General features: G+C 64.6%; 17 protein-coding genes. 14 read left to right on the top strand and 3 right to left on the bottom strand.

Translation table 11 applies throughout. The annotated features are described in order from the left end of the window. Positions 1-16: 16 nt before the first annotated feature. From AC1DZT_RS06625 to AC1DZT_RS06655, 7 genes are all read left to right on the top strand, one after another. A complete protein-coding gene (locus AC1DZT_RS06625; RefSeq protein WP_478005822.1) occupies positions 17-1,084 on the top strand; it encodes a 2Fe-2S iron-sulfur cluster-binding protein in 1,068 nt (355 codons plus the stop codon). Positions 1,085-1,123: 39 nt separating this feature from the next. Continuing rightward, complete coding sequence (locus AC1DZT_RS06630; protein ID WP_478005823.1) at positions 1,124-2,182, top strand: aromatic/alkene monooxygenase hydroxylase subunit beta; 1,059 nt, start codon at positions 1,124-1,126, stop codon at positions 2,180-2,182. 24 nt (positions 2,183-2,206) lie between these two features. Beyond that, a complete protein-coding gene (locus AC1DZT_RS06635; RefSeq protein ID WP_478005824.1) occupies positions 2,207-2,575 on the top strand; it encodes an MmoB/DmpM family protein in 369 nt (122 codons plus the stop codon). 79 nt (positions 2,576-2,654) lie between these two features. Continuing rightward, entirely contained in the window at positions 2,655-3,680 is a 1,026-nt protein-coding gene (locus AC1DZT_RS06640; protein ID WP_478005825.1) for an amidohydrolase family protein, read from the top strand. A 5-nt stretch (positions 3,681-3,685) separates the two neighbouring features. Further along, the gene (locus AC1DZT_RS06645; RefSeq protein ID WP_478005826.1) at positions 3,686-4,480 is read left to right on the top strand and encodes an iron-sulfur cluster assembly protein; all 795 of its coding nucleotides are present in this window, start codon (positions 3,686-3,688) and stop codon (positions 4,478-4,480) included. 51 nt (positions 4,481-4,531) lie between these two features. Then, entirely contained in the window at positions 4,532-6,163 is a 1,632-nt protein-coding gene (gene groEL, locus AC1DZT_RS06650; RefSeq protein WP_478005827.1) for a chaperonin GroEL, read from the top strand. Between the two features lie 22 nt (positions 6,164-6,185). Next, positions 6,186-7,229 carry an NAD(P)-dependent alcohol dehydrogenase gene (locus AC1DZT_RS06655; protein ID WP_478005828.1) on the top strand — a complete coding sequence of 348 codons (1,044 nt, stop codon included), beginning with the start codon at positions 6,186-6,188 and terminating at the stop codon, positions 7,227-7,229. A gap of 53 nt (positions 7,230-7,282) precedes the next feature. On the opposite strand, the gene AC1DZT_RS06660 is transcribed toward AC1DZT_RS06655, so the two are convergent. Beyond that, a complete protein-coding gene (locus tag AC1DZT_RS06660) occupies positions 7,283-9,646 on the bottom strand; it encodes a transketolase (RefSeq protein ID WP_478005829.1) in 2,364 nt (787 codons plus the stop codon). 180 nt (positions 9,647-9,826) lie between these two features. Beyond that, positions 9,827-10,492, bottom strand: a complete 666-nt coding sequence (locus AC1DZT_RS06665) for a GntR family transcriptional regulator (protein ID WP_478005830.1) — start codon at positions 10,490-10,492, stop codon at positions 9,827-9,829. A 171-nt stretch (positions 10,493-10,663) separates the two neighbouring features. On the opposite strand from AC1DZT_RS06665, the gene AC1DZT_RS06670 reads away from it, so the two are divergent. From AC1DZT_RS06670 to AC1DZT_RS06685, 4 genes are all read left to right on the top strand, one after another. Beyond that, on the top strand, positions 10,664-10,957 hold the full coding sequence (locus AC1DZT_RS06670; RefSeq protein ID WP_478005831.1) for a ribbon-helix-helix domain-containing protein: 294 nt from the start codon (positions 10,664-10,666) through the stop codon (positions 10,955-10,957). Positions 10,958-11,070: 113 nt separating this feature from the next. Next, complete coding sequence (locus tag AC1DZT_RS06675; RefSeq protein WP_478005832.1) at positions 11,071-11,466, top strand: VOC family protein; 396 nt, start codon at positions 11,071-11,073, stop codon at positions 11,464-11,466. A 20-nt stretch (positions 11,467-11,486) separates the two neighbouring features. Beyond that, the gene (locus AC1DZT_RS06680) at positions 11,487-12,011 is read left to right on the top strand and encodes a Twin-arginine translocation pathway signal (RefSeq protein WP_478005833.1); all 525 of its coding nucleotides are present in this window, start codon (positions 11,487-11,489) and stop codon (positions 12,009-12,011) included. Between the two features lie 12 nt (positions 12,012-12,023). Continuing rightward, on the top strand, positions 12,024-13,595 hold the full coding sequence (locus tag AC1DZT_RS06685) for a GMC family oxidoreductase (protein WP_478005834.1): 1,572 nt from the start codon (positions 12,024-12,026) through the stop codon (positions 13,593-13,595). 61 nt (positions 13,596-13,656) lie between these two features. On the opposite strand, the gene AC1DZT_RS06690 is transcribed toward AC1DZT_RS06685, so the two are convergent. Beyond that, positions 13,657-14,949 carry an MFS transporter gene (locus AC1DZT_RS06690; RefSeq protein WP_478005835.1) on the bottom strand — a complete coding sequence of 431 codons (1,293 nt, stop codon included), beginning with the start codon at positions 14,947-14,949 and terminating at the stop codon, positions 13,657-13,659. Between the two features lie 91 nt (positions 14,950-15,040). Here AC1DZT_RS06690 and AC1DZT_RS06695 point away from each other — a divergent pair, with 91 nt between their 5' ends. From AC1DZT_RS06695 to AC1DZT_RS06705, 3 genes are all read left to right on the top strand, one after another. Next, positions 15,041-15,493 (top strand): MarR family winged helix-turn-helix transcriptional regulator, encoded by a 453-nt coding sequence (locus AC1DZT_RS06695; RefSeq protein WP_478005836.1) that lies wholly within the window; start codon positions 15,041-15,043, stop codon positions 15,491-15,493. Positions 15,494-15,622: 129 nt separating this feature from the next. Then, complete coding sequence (locus tag AC1DZT_RS06700) at positions 15,623-16,834, top strand: amidohydrolase family protein (RefSeq protein WP_478005837.1); 1,212 nt, start codon at positions 15,623-15,625, stop codon at positions 16,832-16,834. Continuing rightward, positions 16,831-18,051, top strand: coding sequence for an amidohydrolase family protein (locus tag AC1DZT_RS06705; RefSeq protein ID WP_478005838.1), 1,221 nt, complete (start codon positions 16,831-16,833; stop codon positions 18,049-18,051). The genes AC1DZT_RS06700 and AC1DZT_RS06705 overlap by 4 nt, the downstream gene beginning before the upstream one ends. Positions 18,052-18,066: the final 15 nt, after the last annotated feature.

The following is an 18,066-nucleotide window of genomic DNA, read 5'->3' on the forward strand; positions in this document are numbered from 1 at the left end:
GAAAAGGGGCTCGCAGATGACAGAAACCTTTACCGTCAGGCTGGAACCCGTGGGCGTCGAATTCGACGTCGAAACCGGGGAAACCATCCTGAACGCCGCCTTCCGCCAGGGCATCTCGCTGCCGCACGGCTGCAAGGAGGGCCAATGTTCGGCCTGCAAATGCAACCTTCTGGAGGGCGATGTCGAACTGATGAAATATTCGACCTTCGCCCTTTCGGATGCCGAGAGGGAGAATGGCGGCATCCTCTTGTGCCGGTCCCTGGCGCAGGAAGACCTGGTGATCGACCTTCTGAACTTCGACGAAGAGCTTTTGTCGAAATCCATCGCGGTCAAGGACTTCAAGGGGCGGATCACCGCCAAGTCGAACCTGACGCACGACATTCGTTCCATCGAGATCACACTGGAAACGCCGATCAAATTCTGGGCCGGGCAATATGTCGACATCACCGTCAGGATCAAAGATGGGGAGGAGATTACGCGCTCGTTCTCCATGGCAAATACGCCGGACCAAGCCAAAAACCTGCGTTTCATCATCAAGAAATACCCCGACGGAAAGTTCAGCAATGAGCTCGACGCCGGAGGAATCGAAGTCGGCGCCAGCGTCTCCGTCCGCGGACCCTATGGGTCCTGCTTCCGCCGCGAAGGACGAGACGGACCCATAGTCCTGGTCGCCGCAGGCTCGGGCATGTCGCCGATCTGGTCGATCCTGCATGACCATGTGGCCAGCGGCGAGGCGCGTCCGGTCTACTTCTTCTATGGGGCGCGGACGCAGGCCGACCTCTTCTACCAGGCCGAAATCGCGGCCATCACCGCAGCGCACCCGGAAGTGACCTTCATCCCGGTCCTGTCCCATGCCGGCGACGATGCCAGCTGGAAGGGCGCGCAGGGCTTTGTACACCAGGTCGTGGGCACGGAACTGAAGCGCCTCGGGATCGAGGGCGGCGGCGATGCCTATGCCTGCGGCCCGCCGCCGATGATCGACGCGCTGAGCCCGATCCTCTTCATGCTCGACTTCGACCCTGACCGCACCTTCTACGACAAGTTCACGCCGTCCACCGCGCCGGCGCCGATCAAAGCACACTGACACCAGGGGGTTAGCCCCATCACCACAAGGGAGAGAGACATGGTTGCCACTTCAAGCTCGGTCGGTTCCGGCGCCGCAGGGGCCGCGATTTTTGCCGACAGCGAAAGCCGCCGCTACCGCTATTTCGAGCCGCGCGCCAAGCGCGCCACCCATTACGAAGACGTCACGGTGGACGTGCAGCCCGATCCGGAGCGCTATCTGATCCAGAACTGGATCATCAACTTCTCCAACGGCAAGGGCGCCTACGAGAAGGACAATACCCATGCCAAAAGCTCGAACTGGCATGCCTTCCGCGCCCCGGATCAGGAATGGGAGCGCACGCATTACCAGCGCCAGTCCCGCATCGAGGTGATGGTGCAGGCCGTCATCGCCAATGGCCGCAAATCCGGCGCCCAGCACGCCTTCGACGCCGCCTGGGCCAAGACGCTGCAAAAGCACCTCGGCGCCTGGAAACATGCCGAATTCGGCCTTGGCACCAGCCTGATGCAGGCCCAGCGCTACGGCTATACCCAGATGATCAACAACGCGACCCTGACCAACTCCAGCTACAAGCTGCGGCTGGCGCAGGACATCACGCTCTATCTGGCCGAGATCGGCATGGATATCCCGGGTTGGGATGACGAGGTGGGCAAGACCGCCTGGCTGGAAGACCCGATGTGGCAGGGCACCCGCGAGGCGGTGGAAACCATCATGGGCTGCACCGACTATCTGGAGCAGTACTTTGCCATCAACCTGGTCTTCGAACCCCTGGTGGGCGAGCTGTTTCGCTCGGGCTTCCTGATGCAGTTCGGGGCGGCCAACAACGACTTCATGACGCCCTCGGTGATCGCGGCGGCGGAAGGCGATTACGAACGCAACCTCGCCAACACGATCGACCTGATGTGGCTTCTGGCCAATGACGAGACGTTCGGCGCGCAGAACCGGGCGCTGTTCCAGACCTGGGTCAAGAAACACGCCGCCCTCGCCGACAAGGCCGCCAAGCAGCTGCAGCCGATCTGGTCGCAGCCGCATTCCAAGCCGCTCAGCTTCGAAGAGGCCCGCGCCGTGTCCGAAGAACGCTTCGCCAAGATCCTTGGCGAACTCGCCCTGTCCCGCTGACCCAGTCCGCTGAAAGGAACACCCATGTCCACGATTGCACGCGACAATTCGCACGACAACATCTTCAAGGCGATGAAGGACATCACCTTTGAAAAAACCGTTTCCCATCAATGCGGTGTCACCATGTCGGATTCGGTCGAGGCCCGCGCCATCGCCGAATTCATGGACCAGAAGCCGGGGGTGACGGTCACTTACAACCCCGCGCTGATCCGCATCGACGGTTCGGGCAAGCTGATCTTCAAGATGGACGAGATCAGCGAATTCCTGGGCCGCGAGATGACGGCGGAACTGTTCGAGGTCAACTCCTCCACCCACTACGGCCGCATGGTCCGGATCGACGACAACACCGTCATCCTGTTCGGCGACATGAACGAGATGCTCGAGTTCATCTGACCCGGCCCCTCTGGCGCGAGGGCGCTCCCCCCTCGCGCCGCCCCCTTCCTTGCCAAACCCATTCCGAAAGGCATCCCAGATGTATGTAACCCCCGAAGGCAAAGAGATCTTCGTTCTCGACGGCCACACCCATTTCTGGGATGGCAGCCCCGAAAACCAGAAGAACATCCACGGCAAGCAGTTCATCGACTGCTTTTACGCCTATCACACCGGCCTCTCCCCCAAGGAGCAGCTGTGGGAGAAGTCGAAGTTCGAGAAATACTCCGCCGATGACCTTTACAACGACCTCTTCATCGACGGGCCGGACGATATGGCGATCCTCAATTCGACCTATCTGTCGGATTTCTACAAGACCGGCTTCAACAACATCGAACGCAACATGTCGGTGGCCAAGAAGTTCCCCAACCGCTTCATCGTGAACGGTGCCTTCGACCCGCGCGATGGCGAGAAGGCCCTGGAATACATCCATTTCATGAAAGAGACCTACGACATCAAGGGCGTGAAGATGTACACGGCCGAGTGGAACGGGTCCTCCAAGGGCTGGCGGCTGAACGACCCGGACGCCTACAAATGCTTCGAGCTTTGCGACAAGCTCGGCATCAAGAACATCCATGTCCACAAGGGCCCGACGATCATCCCGCTGAACAAGGATGCCTTCGATGTGCATGACGTGGACTATGCCGCGACCGATTTCCAAAACCTGAACTGGATCATCGAACATTGCGGGTTGCCGCGCCTGGACGATTTCTGCTGGATCGCAACGCAGGAGACCAATGTCTACGGCGGTCTGGCCGTGGCCCTGCCCTTCATCCACTCCCGCCCGCGCTACTTCGGCGAGATCATTTCCGAACTCCTGTTCTGGCTTGGGCCGGAGAAGATCATGTTCGGCTCGGACTATGCGATCTGGACGCCGAAATGGCTGGTCGAGAAGCTTTGGGCCTATCAGATCCCGGAGGATATCTCGGCCGAACGCGCCGGGGTGCAGCTGACCGACGAGATCAAGGAGAAGATCCTCGGCCTCAACATGGCGCGGCTCTACAACATCGACGTGGCGGCGAAGAAGGCGGAACTTGCCGCCAGCCCCATGTCCATCGCGGCGGAGTAAGTCCGATGACCGCGCCCCTTTTGGACGATGCGCAACTCAACCAGGTGTGGGCGCGGCTGGATCTGGTGATGGACCCCGAACTGGATGAGCCCGTGACCGACATGGGCTTCATCGAGGCGGTCGCCGTCACCAGCCAGGGCCAGAACACGGCCACGGTGCAGGTCAGCTTCCGCCTGCCGACCTATTGGTGTTCGCCCAACTTCGCCTTCCTGATGGCCGAGGACATCAAGCGCCAGGTCGAGGCCCTGCCCTGGGTCGCGCAAGCCGTGGTCACCCTGCACGACCACATGGCGGCGGAGGAGATGAACGCCGCCGTGAATGCCGGCGCCAGTTTCGGTTCGGTCTTCGCCGATCTGCACCCCGATGAAGACCTCGCCGCCCTGCGCGAAAAGTTCGACATCAAGGCCTTTCAGCGCCGGCAGGAAAGCGTGATCAAGGCCTTGATCGCGATGGGCTTCCTGCCCGACGAGGTTACCGCCATGCCCCGCGCCCTGTTGGAGGCGACCGATCTGCCGGACGCGGAGGCCGCGCGCCAGAAGGTCCGCTACCTTGCCATCCTCGGTCAGAAGGGCCTGTCGCCCCGCCCGCAGGACCGGGCCTTTCCGACCTATCAGGGCGCCGCAATCACCGATTACCCGGCCTATATGGGCCTTCTGCGGTCGGTCCGGATCAACATGGAGTTTTCCGGCTCGCTCTGCCGGGGGCTGAAACGCTCCCGCTACATGGAGGCGGACCTGTCGGGCGATGTGCCCGTGCTGGTCGATTTTACCAAGCCTGAACCTGCTCACGCCTGCCGCTGACAGGCGATCCCAAAAACACTGCAAACACCGGCTTTGGCCGAAGGAGGAACTATGCCCAAGATCATGATCCACGGCAACGATGCCCGCCGCGCTTTGGCGCATGGCGTGCAGAAACTGTCGGCGGCGGTTGAATCGACCCTCGGCCCGATGGGCATGAACGCGATGATCGACCGGCCGATGGGCACGCCTCTGATCAGCCGGGATGGCGTGTCGATCGCGTCCGAGATCGAGCTGTTCGACCGGTTCGAGAACATGGGCGCCCAGGTGCTGCGCGAGGTCTCGATGCAGACCAATGACGTGGCGGGCGACGGCACCACGACCTCGATCGTGCTGGCCAACGGCATGATCCAGTCGGGCACCATCCTGATCGACAAGGGCGCCAAGCCGGTGGAACTGTGCCGGGGGATTTCCCTGGCGGTGGAGGCCACGACCCGCGCCCTGCGCGCCGTGGCCAAGCCGGTCAAGGACCACGCCATCCTGTCGGCGGTGGCACGAATCTCGGCCTCGGACGCCGATCTGGGCGGGCTGGTGGCCGAGGCGTTCCGCCGTGTCGGCGCGCAGGGCGTCATCACCACCGATTACGGCACCGGCACGCAATCCAGCCTGCAGGTGGTCGATGGAATGGCCTTCGACCGCGGCTATGTCTCGCACCACATGGTCACCGATCTGGAGGCGATGCGCGCCGTCGTCCAGAACCCCTATATCGTGCTGACCGACATCAAGCTGAAATCCCCCGCCCAGCTGGACGCCGCCAAGGCGATTGCCGCCGAGGACAACCGCCCCCTCGTCATCATCGCCGAGGAAATCGCGCCGGAGGTTCTGCTGACCCTTCTGGGCAAGGACGGCCCCGGCAAGTTCCTCGTCGTCCACCCGCCGGAATTTGGCCACTGGCGCCGCAACATGATGGAGGATCTGGCGATCCTGACCGGCGGCAAGGTTCTGGCCCGCGATCTGGGCGACAGTCTGGAGGCGATCACCCGTCTGGACCTTGGCAGCGCCGAAAGGGTCGAGGCGACCCATACCGACACCATGATTATCCGCGGCAATGGCGACCCGCAGGCGATTGCCGCCCGTCGCGCTCAGGTGCAGCGGCTGTACGAGATCGCCCCGCCCAACATCGACAAGGACAAGCTGCAGGAACGCCTGGCGAAGCTGTGCGGCGGCACGGCGACCATTCTGGCGGGTGGTGTGACCCCGGTGGAGCAGAAGCGCACCATCCAGTTGATCGAGGACTCGCTCAACGCTGTCCGTGCGGCGGCGGAAGAAGGTGTGCTGGTCGGCGGCGGCGTGGCGCTCGCCCGCATCGCCCCGGCGCTCGCCGATCTGGCGAAAACGGTGGAGGGCGATGTGCGCAAGGGCGTCGAACTGGTGCAATCGGTGCTGACCCTCCCCCTCGCCCGCATCGCCTTCAACGCGGGGGCCGAGCCGAATGACGTGGTCCGCAAGGTCTGCGCCCTGCACGGCGACCATGGCTTCAACGCGGCGACGGGCACTTACGAGGATCTGATGGCCTCCGGCGTCATCGACCCGGTCCGCGTCACCTGTTCGGCCCTGATGAACGCAGGCTCCGTCGCCACGCTGATCCTGACGACCGAGACCCTGATCGCCGATCTGGCCGAGGATGAAGACCCCACCGCCGGCGGCGCCCTTGGCGGCGGCGCAGAGAAACTCGGTCGCAAGTAACCACTTCAGGAAAGGGCGCGCCATGAAAGCCGCAAGACTTTACGAATACGACCCGACGATGAACGTGCAGCTGAAGATCGAGAACGTCAAAGCCCCCACCATCATGGGGCCCAACGACGTGATCGTGAAGGTCGGCGCCGCGGGCCTGTGCCGCACCGATCTGCACATCATCGAGGGCGTCTGGAAGGACATCATGGATCAGGGCGGCAATCTTCTGCCCTATATCATGGGCCATGAAAACGCCGGCTGGGTGGAGGATGTCGGCTCTGGCGTCACCTCGGTCAAGCCGGGCGATACGGTGATCTGCCACCCGCACCGGACCTGCGGCATTTGCCTTTCGTGCCGCTATGGCGACGACATGCATTGCGAGCACAGCCTGTTTCCGGGTCTCGGCCTCGACGGCGGTTTTGCCGAGTATTTCCTGACCTCGGAACGCTCGCTGATCAAGCTGAACCCCAATATCACGCCGCTCGACGTGGCGCCGATGGCCGATGCCGGGATCACCGCCTACCGCGCGGCCAAGAAGGCCGCCAAGGGGCTGCGGCCGGGGGCCTATTGCGTCATCGTCGGCGTCGGGGGCCTCGGCCATATCGCCCTGCAATGCCTTCACGAAATCTCCGGCTGCCGGATCATCGCGGTGGACCGCGAACCTGCGGCGCGGCAGCTGTGCAAGGAGCTGGGGGCCGATTTCGTCCTCGATGGCGGCCCGAATGTGGTGGACGAGATCAAGCAGATCACCGGCGGCGGCGCGCAGGTGGTGATGGATTTCGTGGGCGAACTCGGCGTCGAAAACCTCTGCTGGAAGATGGTCCGCCCGGGTGGCGAGCTGATCATGATCGGCTACGGCGGCAAGATCGAGGTGCCGACCGCGCATCTGGTGATCAACGAAATCAACATCGGCGGCAGCCTCGTCGGCAATTACACCGAACTGGTGGAGCTGATGGAGCTGAACGCCGATGGCAAGGTCAAGATGCACTATGCCCAGTACAGTCTCGACAACATCAACCAGGCCCTGGACGATTTCAAGAACCGCCGCTTCACCGGGCGCGGGGTGATCGTGCCGTAAAGGCGTCAGGGATGGCTTAAAAGGGGGGCGAGGCAACTCGCCCCCCTTTTTTGTCACCCATGTCCCGCGATCCGCGCCCCCGCCGTCAGCCCGGCCACGCGCTCCACGATGCTGCGGGTGTCGATGCCGAAATGGCGGTAAAGGTCGCCGATCGTGCCGGTCTGGCCGAAATGTTCGACCCCGAGCGACACGGTCCGATGCCCGCGCACCCCGCCCAGCCAGGCGAGCGTGGCAGGATGGCCGTCGATCGCCGTGACCAGCGTGCAATGCAGCGGCAGGTCGGCCAGCAGCCGTTCGGCCTGCGACAGCGCCGCCGTGTTGCCCCGCGCCCGCGCACGCTGCGCCGCCGTCCAGCCCGCGTTCAACCGGTCGGCCGAGGTGACCGCTAGCACGCCGACATCGCGCCGCCCTTCCGCGATCAGGCCCGCCGCACGGATCGCTTCCGGCGCCACGACGCCCTGATAGGCGATCACCACATCGCAATTCGGCCCCGGCTTGCGCAGCCAATAGGCGCCGTCGATGGCGCCTTGGCGGAAGGCATCGTCAACACGCTTGCCCGGCTGCTCGATCGGGTTGGTCGACAGGCGCAGATAGACCGAACCGCCGGTCTCGTCGCGCAGCCAGGTCCGCTCGTCGGGGTCCGCCGCACCGTCGCGTTGCAGATAGTCGAAGGCCCATTCCATGATCACCGCAAGCTCATCGGCGAAGGCCGGCTCGAAGGCCGCAAGCCCATCCTGCGCCAGGCCGATCAGCGGGGCAGCGATCGACTGATGCGCCCCACCTTCCGGCGCCAGTGTCACACCGGAAGGCGTGCCCACGATCATGAAGCGCGCATCCTGATAGCAGGCGTAGTTGAGCGCATCCAAACCCCGCGCCACGAAGGGGTCATAGACCGTGCCGATCGGGATCAGCCTCTTGCCGAACAGGGAATGCGCCAGCCCCGCAGCGCCCAGCAGCAGGAACAGGTTCATCTCGGCAATCCCAAGCTCGATATGCTGGCCTTCGGGCGCAAATTCCCATTTCGCGGTCGAGGGGATCTTCTGGTCCTGAAAAATATCCGCCTGCGCCTTGCGGGCGAAAAGCTTGCGGCGGTTCACCCAAGGGCCAAGGCTGGTGGTGCCCGTCACATCGGGCGAGGTGGTGACGATCCTGGCCGCCAGAGCCGAGTCACCCTTGGACAGATCGTCGAGGATCTTGCCAAAGGCCATCTGGGTGGAAATGTCCCGCTCCGCCCCGGTCGACAGCGCGGGCACCGGCAGCCGGGCATCCTGCCAGCGCCGGGGGTACTTGGCGAAGAAGGGGGCGCGAGACAGAAAGTCCTTCAGTCCCGCCACATCCGCCACACCGGCGAAAGGATCCCACTCCTGCCCCTCGGGGATGCCCATATGTGCCTGCCATTCGGCCATCTGCGCCTTGGTCATCAGCCCGCCGTGATTGTCCTTGTGGCCGGCAATCGGCGTGCCCCAGCCCTTGATCGTATAGGCGAGAAAGCAGGTCGGGCGGTCATGGGAGATGGAGGCGAAAACCTCGGCCATCGTTTGCACGCAATTGCCGCCGAGGTTTTCCATCAAGGCGGCGAGGTCCGCATCGCTGCGCCGGTCGATCAGCGCGCTGACCTCGCCCTGATCGCCCAGATCCTCCATCAGGCGTTTGCGCCAGACCGCCCCGCCCATGAAGGTCAGCGCGGCGTAAAGCTGGTTCGGGCAGGCGTCGATCCAGTCGCGCAGCGCGGCACCGCCCGGTTCGGCAAAGGCCGCGCGTTGCAAAGCACCGTGCTTGATGCGCACCACCTCCCAGCCGAAGGCGTCGAAGATCTTCTCCACCCGCTGGAACAGACCCTCGCGCACGATGCCGTCCAAGGACTGCCGGTTATAATCGATCACCCACCAGGTGTTGCGCAGGTCGTTCTTCCAGCCCTCTTGCAGGCATTCGTAGATATTGCCCTCGTCCAGTTCGGCATCGCCGACCAGCGCCACCATCCGGCCCAAAGGCAGACCCTCGCCCCAGGACTTGGCCGCGATGTAATCCTGCACGATCGAGGCAAAGGAGGTGATCGCCACCCCCAGACCAACCGACCCGGTCGAGAAATCCACATCGTCGCCGTCCTTGGTCCGGCTGGGGTAGCTTTGCACGCCATGGTAGCCGCGGAAATTCTCCATCTTCTCGCGGCTCAGATGCCCCATCAGATAGTGGATCGCGTGAAACACCGGCGAGGCATGCGGCTTGACCGCCACCCGGTCCTCGGGCCGGAGCGCCGAGAAGTACAGCGCCGCCATGCTGGAGACCAGCGAGGCGGAAGAGGCCTGATGCCCGCCGATCTTGATGCCATCCACCTTGGGGCGGATGTGGTTGGCGTGGTGGATCATCCAGTGCGACAGCCAGAGCAGGCGCTGTTCGATGGTCTTGAGGTGGGACATGGCGGCCTTCCAGCTGTGCAGGGGTCGGTGCAGACTATCGGCAAGGATCGGACGAAACCCGGCGTTCTCTGGCAGGGATTGGCGACGGATCAGTGGAAAACGCCAAGAATCGCGGCGTGGCTGGTGGATGCCACCAAGGCGCGGAAAGCGGCAGGGCGACTCGGGGCGGGCGCATCGCCGTCACCCGGCGCCGGGTTGGGGCAGGCAGGCCAGATGGCGGGCCCAGGCCGCCTGGATATGGCTTTCCATGATCTGTGCTGCGGCTTCGGTCTCGCCCGTCAGAAGGTGGTCGAGGATCGCGCCATGTTCCTGCCAGATCGGGACGACCGCCGCCGGATCGCGCAGCACCTCGGCCATGGCGCGGCGGATGTGGTGCCAGTTGGTGCGCATCGCGGCCTGGATGACAGGATTGCCGCTCCAGGCGTAGATCATCTCGTGAAACTGCACATCGGCCTGCACGAGTTCGGCCAGATGCCCGCGTTCTATGGCCCTTTGCCCCAGTTTCATCACCCGCGCCGCCTCCTTGCGGTGCAGATCGCCCAGGGCGCGCCCGGCCAGCCGTACGGCAAACGGCTCGATCACCCGGCGGTAGTCGTGGATGGCGCGCAAGAGGCCGGTGTCGATGCGGGTGACGATGACGCTGCGCCGGCCGGTATCCTCCACCAGGCCCTGCGCCTTCAGGATCACGATGGCGCTGTTGACCGGCTGGCGCGACACTTGCAGCCGTGCCGCGATCTCGTCCTGGTTGAGTCGGGTGCCCGGGGCAAGCTCGCCCATGCAGATCGCCTCGACCAGGATCTGATGGGCCTCTTCGACCAAGGACCGCTTGGGCTTTACCGCTTCCATGCGCCGGCTCCCTGCAAGGACTGGACTGGTAACGACGGGACGGGCAGACTTGTCACATCATGGTCGGAGGCGTAGGCTTGGACCTGCATCTCGCATACGAAATGCAAAGCAGTGACTCGCTGCAAAGGTTTTCGCGTCTTTGGCAGCGGGCGGTTTCGGGGAGGAAATCGGATGTGCCAAGTTTTCGCCGGGCAGGACCCGCACAACTATGCCAGCACGACACGCAGGTTGCGACTGAATGGTCAAAGCACCAGCATCCGGTTGGAGAATGAATTCTGGGGCGTTCTGGACATCATTTCGCGCAATGACGGCATGACCACCCCGGCCTTCATTTCAAAGCTGCATTCGGAAGTGCTGCAATTGCGCGGTGAACCGGAGAATTTCACCTCGCTCCTGCGCTGTGCCTGCCTCAAATTCATGGAAACATCCTCGGCGCAAATCTCGATGGCGGTTGCCGCAGAATAGGCCCCTGCGCCGATGATGCCCCCTGAAAGAAAAGCAGGGGTAGTACGTCCATACTACCAGCCGCTTCGGCGGTAAACTTAGCCTGACCTTGCGGGCATGCAGGGAGGGCTTCCATGGCCAAGACCATACATTCGATGATCCGGGTTCTTGAGGAGGAGCGTTCGGTTCATTTCTACCAGAAGGCCTTTGGCCTGTCCGTGGCGGACCGTCTCGACTTTACGGGGTTCACGCTCGTCTATCTGAGCAATCCCGAAAGCGGCTTCGAGCTTGAGCTGACAATCAACAAGGGGCGGACCGAGCCCTATACCCTCGGCGACGGCTACGGCCATCTGGCGGTGTCGGTGGATGACCTTGACGCGGAACATGTCCGCTTCGAGGCCGAGGGGCTGGCCCCCCGCAAGCTCGTGGCCTTCAGTCCCGACGGCACGCTCGTCGCGCGCTTCTTTTTCGTAGCCGATCCAGATGGTTACCAGATCGAAGTGCTGGAGCGGTCCGGTCGTTTCAAATGATGATCCAGGGAGGATGAGACATGCTAGACAAGGCAGGCCCGAAAGGGCTGACCCGCCGCCAGCTGTTGTCGCGGGCGACGGCAGTGGGGGCGACTTTCGTGATCGGGGCGGGATTCGTCGCCGCTCCCGATGCGGCCTGGGCCGTGGAGGCCACGGCGCTGAAGCCCGAAACCCTCGCAACGCTCGTGCAGATGGCGCGGGACATCTACCCGCATGACAAGATCGCCGACGAATATTACGTCATTGCCGTCAAGGGCTATGACACCGCCGAGGCGGCGCCGGGAATTGAGGAAGGAATTGCCGCGCTGAATGCGGCGGCCGTAGGCCAAGGATTTGCCAGCTATTCCGCCACCGGTTGGGAAAGCGACCGCGTCGCCATTCTGCGCGGCATGGAAAAGAGCGCCTTCTTCCAGCAAATCCGCGGTGGTCTGGTGACCGGCCTTTATAATCAGAAGGCGGTCTGGCCGATATTCGGCTACGAGGGCGAAAGCTATTCGAAGGGCGGTTATATCAACCGCGGCTTCAACGACATCAACTGGCTGTAGGGGAGAACGGATATGGTTGCGAAATTCGACCTGACAGACAATTCCGTTGTCGTGATCATCGGCACCGGTGCCGGGGGCGGCACCCTGGCCAATGAGCTGGCGCAAAAGGGCATCAAGGTGGTGTCGCTGGAAGCCGGCGGGCGCTATCTGCCCGAGGATTACATCAACGACGAATGGGAAAGCTTCGGCCAGCTCGCCTGGCTCGACAAGCGTACCACCAGCGGCGACTGGCGCGTGGCGCATGACTTCTCGGGCCTGCCGGCCTGGATCGTGAAGGCGGTGGGCGGGACGACGACCCATTGGGCCGGCGCCTCGCTGCGCTTCCAGGATCACGAATGGAAAGCGCGCACCAATTACGGCCCCGTCGATGGCGCCAATCTGCTGGACTGGCCGATCGATGCGGCCGAAATGGCGCCCTGGTACGAGAAGGCCGAAGAGAAGATGGGCGTCACCCGCACCGGCAAGCGCCCCGGCCTGCCCGGCAACAACAATTACAAGGTGCTGGAAAAGGGCGCCCTCGCCGTGGGCTATACCAAGGTCCACACCGGGCGCATGGCGATCCAGTCCGACGATTCCGGCAACCGCACCTCCTGCCAGCAGACCGGCTTCTGCTTTCAGGGCTGCAAATGGGGCGCCAAATGGTCCACCGCCTATACCGAGATCCCGGATGGCGAGGCGACCGGCAATCTGGAGGTGCGCGAGCATTGCCATGTCGCCAAGATCAACCATGACGACAAGGGCAAGGTGACCAGCGTCACCTATTTCGACAAGGACGGAAAGTCGCAGACCCAGATGGCGCGGATCGTCTGCGTCGCCGGCAATTCGATCGAAAGCCCGCGGCTTCTGCTGAACTCGGCGTCGGAGATGTTCCCGGATGGTCTGGCCAATTCCTCCGGCCAGGTCGGGCGCAATTACATGCGGCATGTCACCGGCTCGGTCTATGGGGTCTTCGACAAGCCGGTGAAGATGTGGCGCGGCACGACGATGGCCGGGATCATCCAGGACGAGGCGCACCTCGACCCCTCACGCGGGTTCGTCGGCGGCTACGAGATGGAGACGCTCTCGCTGGGCCTGCCCTTCATGGCGGCCTTCCTCGACCCCGGCGCTTGGGGCCGCGAGTTCACCACCGCGCTCGACAGCTATGAGAACATGGCCGGGATGTGGATCGTGGGCGAGGACATGCCGCAGGAAACGAACCGCGTCACCGTCAACAAGGACAAGCTGGACCAGTTCGGCCTGCCGACGCCCAATGTCAACTTCTCGGACCATCCGAACGATGTGGCGATGCGCAACCATGCCTACAAGCGCGGGGCCGACATCTACAAGGCGGTGGGGGCCACGCGGATCTTCCCGACGCCGCCCTATCCTTCGACCCACAACCTTGGCACCAACCGGATGTCGGAAAATCCGCGCGACGGGGTGGTGAACAAATGGGGCCAGACCCATGACATCGCCAACCTCTTCGTCTCGGACGGGTCGCAGTTCACCACCGGCGCTTCGGAGAACCCGACGCTGACCATCGTCTCGCTGGCGATCCGGCAGGCCGATCACATCGCGAGCGAGATGGCCAAGGGCACGCTCTGACCGCTGCATGAGCACCAAAAGGGCGGGCCCCCTCCCCGGGGCCCGCCCTTCGCCTTGCCCGTCAGGCGGCGGCGGCAAGGCCGCGCGGCTGCGGCTTGGAAAGGGTCAGGATCGACAGCGCCGCGATCAGGCAGAGGATGCCGGCGGCGAACAGCGCCGGCATATAGGTGTCAAACCCGGTGCGCACCGCCCCCGCGATATAGGCGGCAGAGGCGGCGCCCAGCTGGTGGCCCATGAAGACCCAGCCGAAGACCATCGGCGCCCGCTCCGGCCCGAAGCGTTCGGCGGCAAGCTTCACCGTGGGCGGCACGGTCGCGACCCAGTCCAGCCCGTAGAACACCGCGAAGACCGACAGTTCCGCGATCGAAAAGCTGCTGAACGGCAGATAGATCAGCGACAGCCCGCGCAACCCGTAAAAGCAGAACAGAAGCCAGCGGTTGTCGTAGCGGTCCGACAGCCAGCCCGAGGAGATGGTGCCGATCAGGTCAAACACCCCGATCACCGCCAGCAGACCCGCCGCCCCGACCGCCGCGATGCCGAAGTCGCCGCAGATCGAGATCCAGTGCATCTGGATCAGCCCATTGGTGCTGAAGCCGCAGACGAAGAAGGTGAAGAACAGCACCCAGAAAACCATGCTCCGCGCAGCCTCGGCCAGGGCGCGCAGCGGTTGCAGAAGCAGGGCGCCGAGGCTTGCGGCGCGCATCGGGGCCGGGGTCAGCGCCGTCTCGCCAAAGCGCGGCAGGCCAAGGTCCGCCGGGCGGTCGCGCATGAAGAGAAGGATCATCAGGACGACCGCCGCAAGGAAGGCCACCAGAACCGCAAGCGCGCTGCGCCAGCCGACCGCCTCGGTCACCGCCGCCAGCATCGGCAGGAAGACCAGCGATCCGGTCGCATTGGCCGCCGTCATCAGCCCGACGACCAGCCCGCGCCGCGCCGCAAACCAGCGCGTCGCTACCGTCGCCCCAAGGACCAGCGCCGTCATCCCGGTGCCGATCCCGATCACCACGCCCCAGAGCGCGATCAGCTGCCAAAGCTCGGTCATGAAGAAAGAGGCGAAGACCCCGCCCATGATCATCGCCAGCGCGAAGGAGGCGACCTTGCGGATGCCCCATTGGTTCATGAAGACCGCCGCAAAGGGCCCGAGCACGCCGTAAAGCACCAGCCGCAGCGCCAGCGCGGTGGAGATCTGCTCGGTCGTCCAGCCGAACTCCTTCTCCAGCGGCTGGATCAGCACGCCAGCCGATCCCATCGCCCCCGCGGTGGCCAGCATGGTCAGGAAGGTGACCCCGGCCACCACCCATCCGTAATGGATGCGGCGGGAGGCCAGCGCCCTCGACAGCGGTTGTGCGATCATCACGGCTCCTGCGGTTGAGATACATGCATATGCTGGTATTGCGGCATACACCAGCATATGCTAGCACTTCAAGACCAATTCGGAGGGGAAGATGGCAGATCGCGGCGTCAGGGGGGTGAAATGCTATGCCACGGCCTTGCGCAAAGCCTCGCGGCTGATGTCGCAGGCCTATGATGCGGCTTTGGACGGCAGCGGGCTGAAGACCACCCAGCGCGCCATCCTGGCAACGCTGGAACGCGACGGGCCGATCACCGTGGGCGCGCTGGCCCAGGTAATGGTGATGGACCCCGGTGGTCTGGCCCATACGCTGAAACCCCTGATCCGCGACGGGCTGGCAGAAACCTCGGTCGACCCGGAGGACAAGCGCAACCGGCTGATCGCCGCAACGGCAGAGGGGGTCCGCCGCCTGCGCGCCTCGGATTCCGGCTTTGCCGCGGCGCAGGCGCGGTTTGAACTGGCTTTCGGAGTGGAGGAGGCCGCCCGTCTGCGTGCGGCGCTGAACCATCTGATCTCGGACCCGGTGCAAGAGGCCCTGCGCGGCTGAGGCCAAGCCTTGGAATTGGGCAACCTTCGGCGCGGCGGGCGGAAGGTGGCGCTGCAGGTGACCGGGTTCTTGGCAGGAACGGGAAAGCTGGTGCATCCTCGCCCCAACCAGCCAGCCCGCAGGATGCCCATGCACGACGCCCCGCCAACCCGTTCGACCTTCGACAATGCCCGGATGCCGGATGGCAGGCTGGTCCGCCTCACCGTGGAAAGCGGGCGCTTTGCAGGCTTTGCCCCGATGGAGGGCGCAGCCCCCGTCGCCACGGCGCAGGATCTGGGCGCCGCACTCGTGCTGCCGGCTTTCGTGGAGGGCCATATCCACCTCGACACCAGCTTCTGGGGCGACACGTGGATCCCGCATCAACCCTGCACTGCCGGCTTCGACGTGCGCGAGAGGGTGGCCTTCCAGGCGCAGAACATCGCGAAGGCCGCCCCGATGCAGGACCGCGCCCGCGCACAGCTCGAACTGTGCCTTGCCAATGGCTCCACCGTGATCCGCAGCCATGTCATGGTCTCGGCCGAGGTCGGCCTGTCGCATGTCGAGGCGGTTCTGGCGGTGCGCGACGAATACCGCGGCCGGGCCGAGGTGCAGCTGGTGGCCTTCCCGCAAAGCGGCATCCTGTCCAGCCCCGGTACCGCCGCCCTGCTGGATGCGGCGCTGGGCGCGGGCTGCGATCTGATCGGCGGGCTGGACCCGGGGTCCTTCGACCGCGACATCGCCGGGCATCTGGATGTGGTCTTTGGCCTGGCCGAGAAACACGGCTGCGGCGTCGACATCCATCTGCATGACCACGGCTCGCTCGGCATCTATCAGATCGAGGACATCGCCCGCCGCTCCCGCGCTGCCGGGATGCAGGGGCAGGTGGCGATCAGTCATGCCTATGCGCTGGGCGAGGTCGATGCCGACACGCTGGCGCGCACCGCCGCGACGCTGGTGGCGGGCGGCGTGGCGATCATGACCAATGCGCCGGGCTCGCACCCTTTCCCGCCGGTCAAACCGCTGAGCCATCAGGGCGTGACGGTCTTCTCCGGCAGCGACAATATCCGCGACAGCTGGTGGCCTTACGGTGATGGCGACATGCTGGGGCGGGCCATGCTGATCGGCTATTGCTCGGGCTTTTACGAGGATGAAGATCTGGAACTGGCCTTCGATTGCGTCACCCGCGCCGGGGCCAAGGCGTTGGATCTGGGCGCCTCTGGCCTGACGCCCGGCGCGCCGGCCGATTTCGTGGTGCTCGACACCGCCCATATCCCGCAAGCCGTGGTCACCCCGCCGAAATCCCGCCGGGTCTTCAAGGCTGGGCGGCTGGTGGCCGAAGGCGGCAAGGTCCTGCCCCTGTGAGTGATCTTCTGCTGACCAACCTCGCCCTGCCGGGCCGCGACGGGCTTTGGCACCTTGCCATCCTGGGGGGGCGCATCGTCGGGATCGAACGTCAAATCACCGCCGACCTGCCGCAACAGGATGCGACGGGCTGTTTCGCCTTCCCCGGCTATGTCGAGGCGCATATCCACCTCGACAAGGCGCATATCCTTGACCGTTGCGACATGACGGCGCCCAGCCTCGCCTCTGCCGTTCGCGAAACCGCCCGCGTCAAGGCCGAGGCGAGCGTGGAAGACGTCTACGCCCGTGCTGCCCGCGTGGTCGAGGCGGCGATCCTGCACGGCACCACGCTGATGCGCAGCTTCGTCGAACTCGACCCCCGCGCCGGGATGCGCGGGTTTGATGCGTTAAGCCAGATCAAGCGCGACTATGCTTCGGCGATCGAGATCCAGATCTGCGCCTTTGCCCAGGAGGGTCTGACCAACGAACCCGAAACCGAAGCCCTGCTGGTCAAGGCGCTGGAGGAAGGGGCCGATCTGGTCGGCGGCTGTTCCTACCGCGACCCCGACCCCTTGGCGCATATCGAGCGGATTTTCCAGCTGGCCAGGCGCTTCGACGTCGATGCCGATTTTCACATCGACTTCGACCTGAACCCCGCGGCCGGCGACCTGCCCGCGCTGATCGCCGCCACAAGGGCGCATGGCTATGAAGGCCGGGTCGTGGCGGGCCATGTCACCAACCTGTCGGCGATGGCGCCGGACAAGGTCGAAACGATGGGTCGGGAACTGGCCGAGGCGGGGATTGCCGTGGTGGCCCTGCCCGCGACCGACCTTTTCCTGCTGGGGCGCGAGGCCGACCGGCTGATCCCCCGCGGCGTGGCGCCCTTGGGGCGGCTGGCCGCGCTGGGCGTCGGCGTGGCGGTGGCGACCAACAATGTGATGAACCCATTCACCCCCTACGGCGATGCCAATGTGCTGCGGATGGCCAATCTTTACGCCAACCTCGCCCATCTCGCCGCCCCGCAGGACCTGAGCGCCTGCTTTGACATGGTGGCCGAAGGGGCAGGGCGGCTGATCGGCAAGAGCCGCGCCCTAACCGTCGGTTCCAGCGCCGATCTGGTGCTGATCGCGGCACCCGACCCCGCCACCGCGGTCCGCAGCCTCGCCCCGGCGCGGGCCGGTTGGCGCGCGGGCAAGCCCACCTTCACCGCGCCCGCCGCGTCTCTGACCCGGGCATGACCCCCGACTGCGGCT

Source organism: Rhodobacter sp. P1_C2, assembly GCF_056406375.1.

Bases quoted from the DNA above. Each gene is read 5' to 3' on its own strand.
- AC1DZT_RS06695 (WP_478005836.1), top strand. From the start codon at position 15,041: ATGGCAGATCGCGGCGTCAGGGGGGTGAAATGCTATGCCACGGCCTTG.
- AC1DZT_RS06675 (WP_478005832.1), top strand. From the start codon at position 11,071: ATGGCCAAGACCATACATTCGATGATCCGGGTTCTTGAGGAGGAGCGT.
- groEL (WP_478005827.1), top strand. From the start codon at position 4,532: ATGCCCAAGATCATGATCCACGGCAACGATGCCCGCCGCGCTTTGGCG.
- AC1DZT_RS06645 (WP_478005826.1), top strand. From the start codon at position 3,686: ATGACCGCGCCCCTTTTGGACGATGCGCAACTCAACCAGGTGTGGGCG.
- AC1DZT_RS06625 (WP_478005822.1), top strand. From the start codon at position 17: ATGACAGAAACCTTTACCGTCAGGCTGGAACCCGTGGGCGTCGAATTC.
- AC1DZT_RS06630 (WP_478005823.1), top strand. From the start codon at position 1,124: ATGGTTGCCACTTCAAGCTCGGTCGGTTCCGGCGCCGCAGGGGCCGCG.
- AC1DZT_RS06680 (WP_478005833.1), top strand. From the start codon at position 11,487: ATGCTAGACAAGGCAGGCCCGAAAGGGCTGACCCGCCGCCAGCTGTTG.
- AC1DZT_RS06635 (WP_478005824.1), top strand. From the start codon at position 2,207: ATGTCCACGATTGCACGCGACAATTCGCACGACAACATCTTCAAGGCG.
- AC1DZT_RS06665 (WP_478005830.1), bottom strand. From the start codon at position 10,492: ATGGAAGCGGTAAAGCCCAAGCGGTCCTTGGTCGAAGAGGCCCATCAG.
- AC1DZT_RS06660 (WP_478005829.1), bottom strand. From the start codon at position 9,646: ATGTCCCACCTCAAGACCATCGAACAGCGCCTGCTCTGGCTGTCGCAC.
- AC1DZT_RS06685 (WP_478005834.1), top strand. From the start codon at position 12,024: ATGGTTGCGAAATTCGACCTGACAGACAATTCCGTTGTCGTGATCATC.
- AC1DZT_RS06700 (WP_478005837.1), top strand. From the start codon at position 15,623: ATGCACGACGCCCCGCCAACCCGTTCGACCTTCGACAATGCCCGGATG.
- AC1DZT_RS06640 (WP_478005825.1), top strand. From the start codon at position 2,655: ATGTATGTAACCCCCGAAGGCAAAGAGATCTTCGTTCTCGACGGCCAC.
- AC1DZT_RS06690 (WP_478005835.1), bottom strand. From the start codon at position 14,949: ATGATCGCACAACCGCTGTCGAGGGCGCTGGCCTCCCGCCGCATCCAT.
- AC1DZT_RS06655 (WP_478005828.1), top strand. From the start codon at position 6,186: ATGAAAGCCGCAAGACTTTACGAATACGACCCGACGATGAACGTGCAG.
- AC1DZT_RS06670 (WP_478005831.1), top strand. From the start codon at position 10,664: ATGTGCCAAGTTTTCGCCGGGCAGGACCCGCACAACTATGCCAGCACG.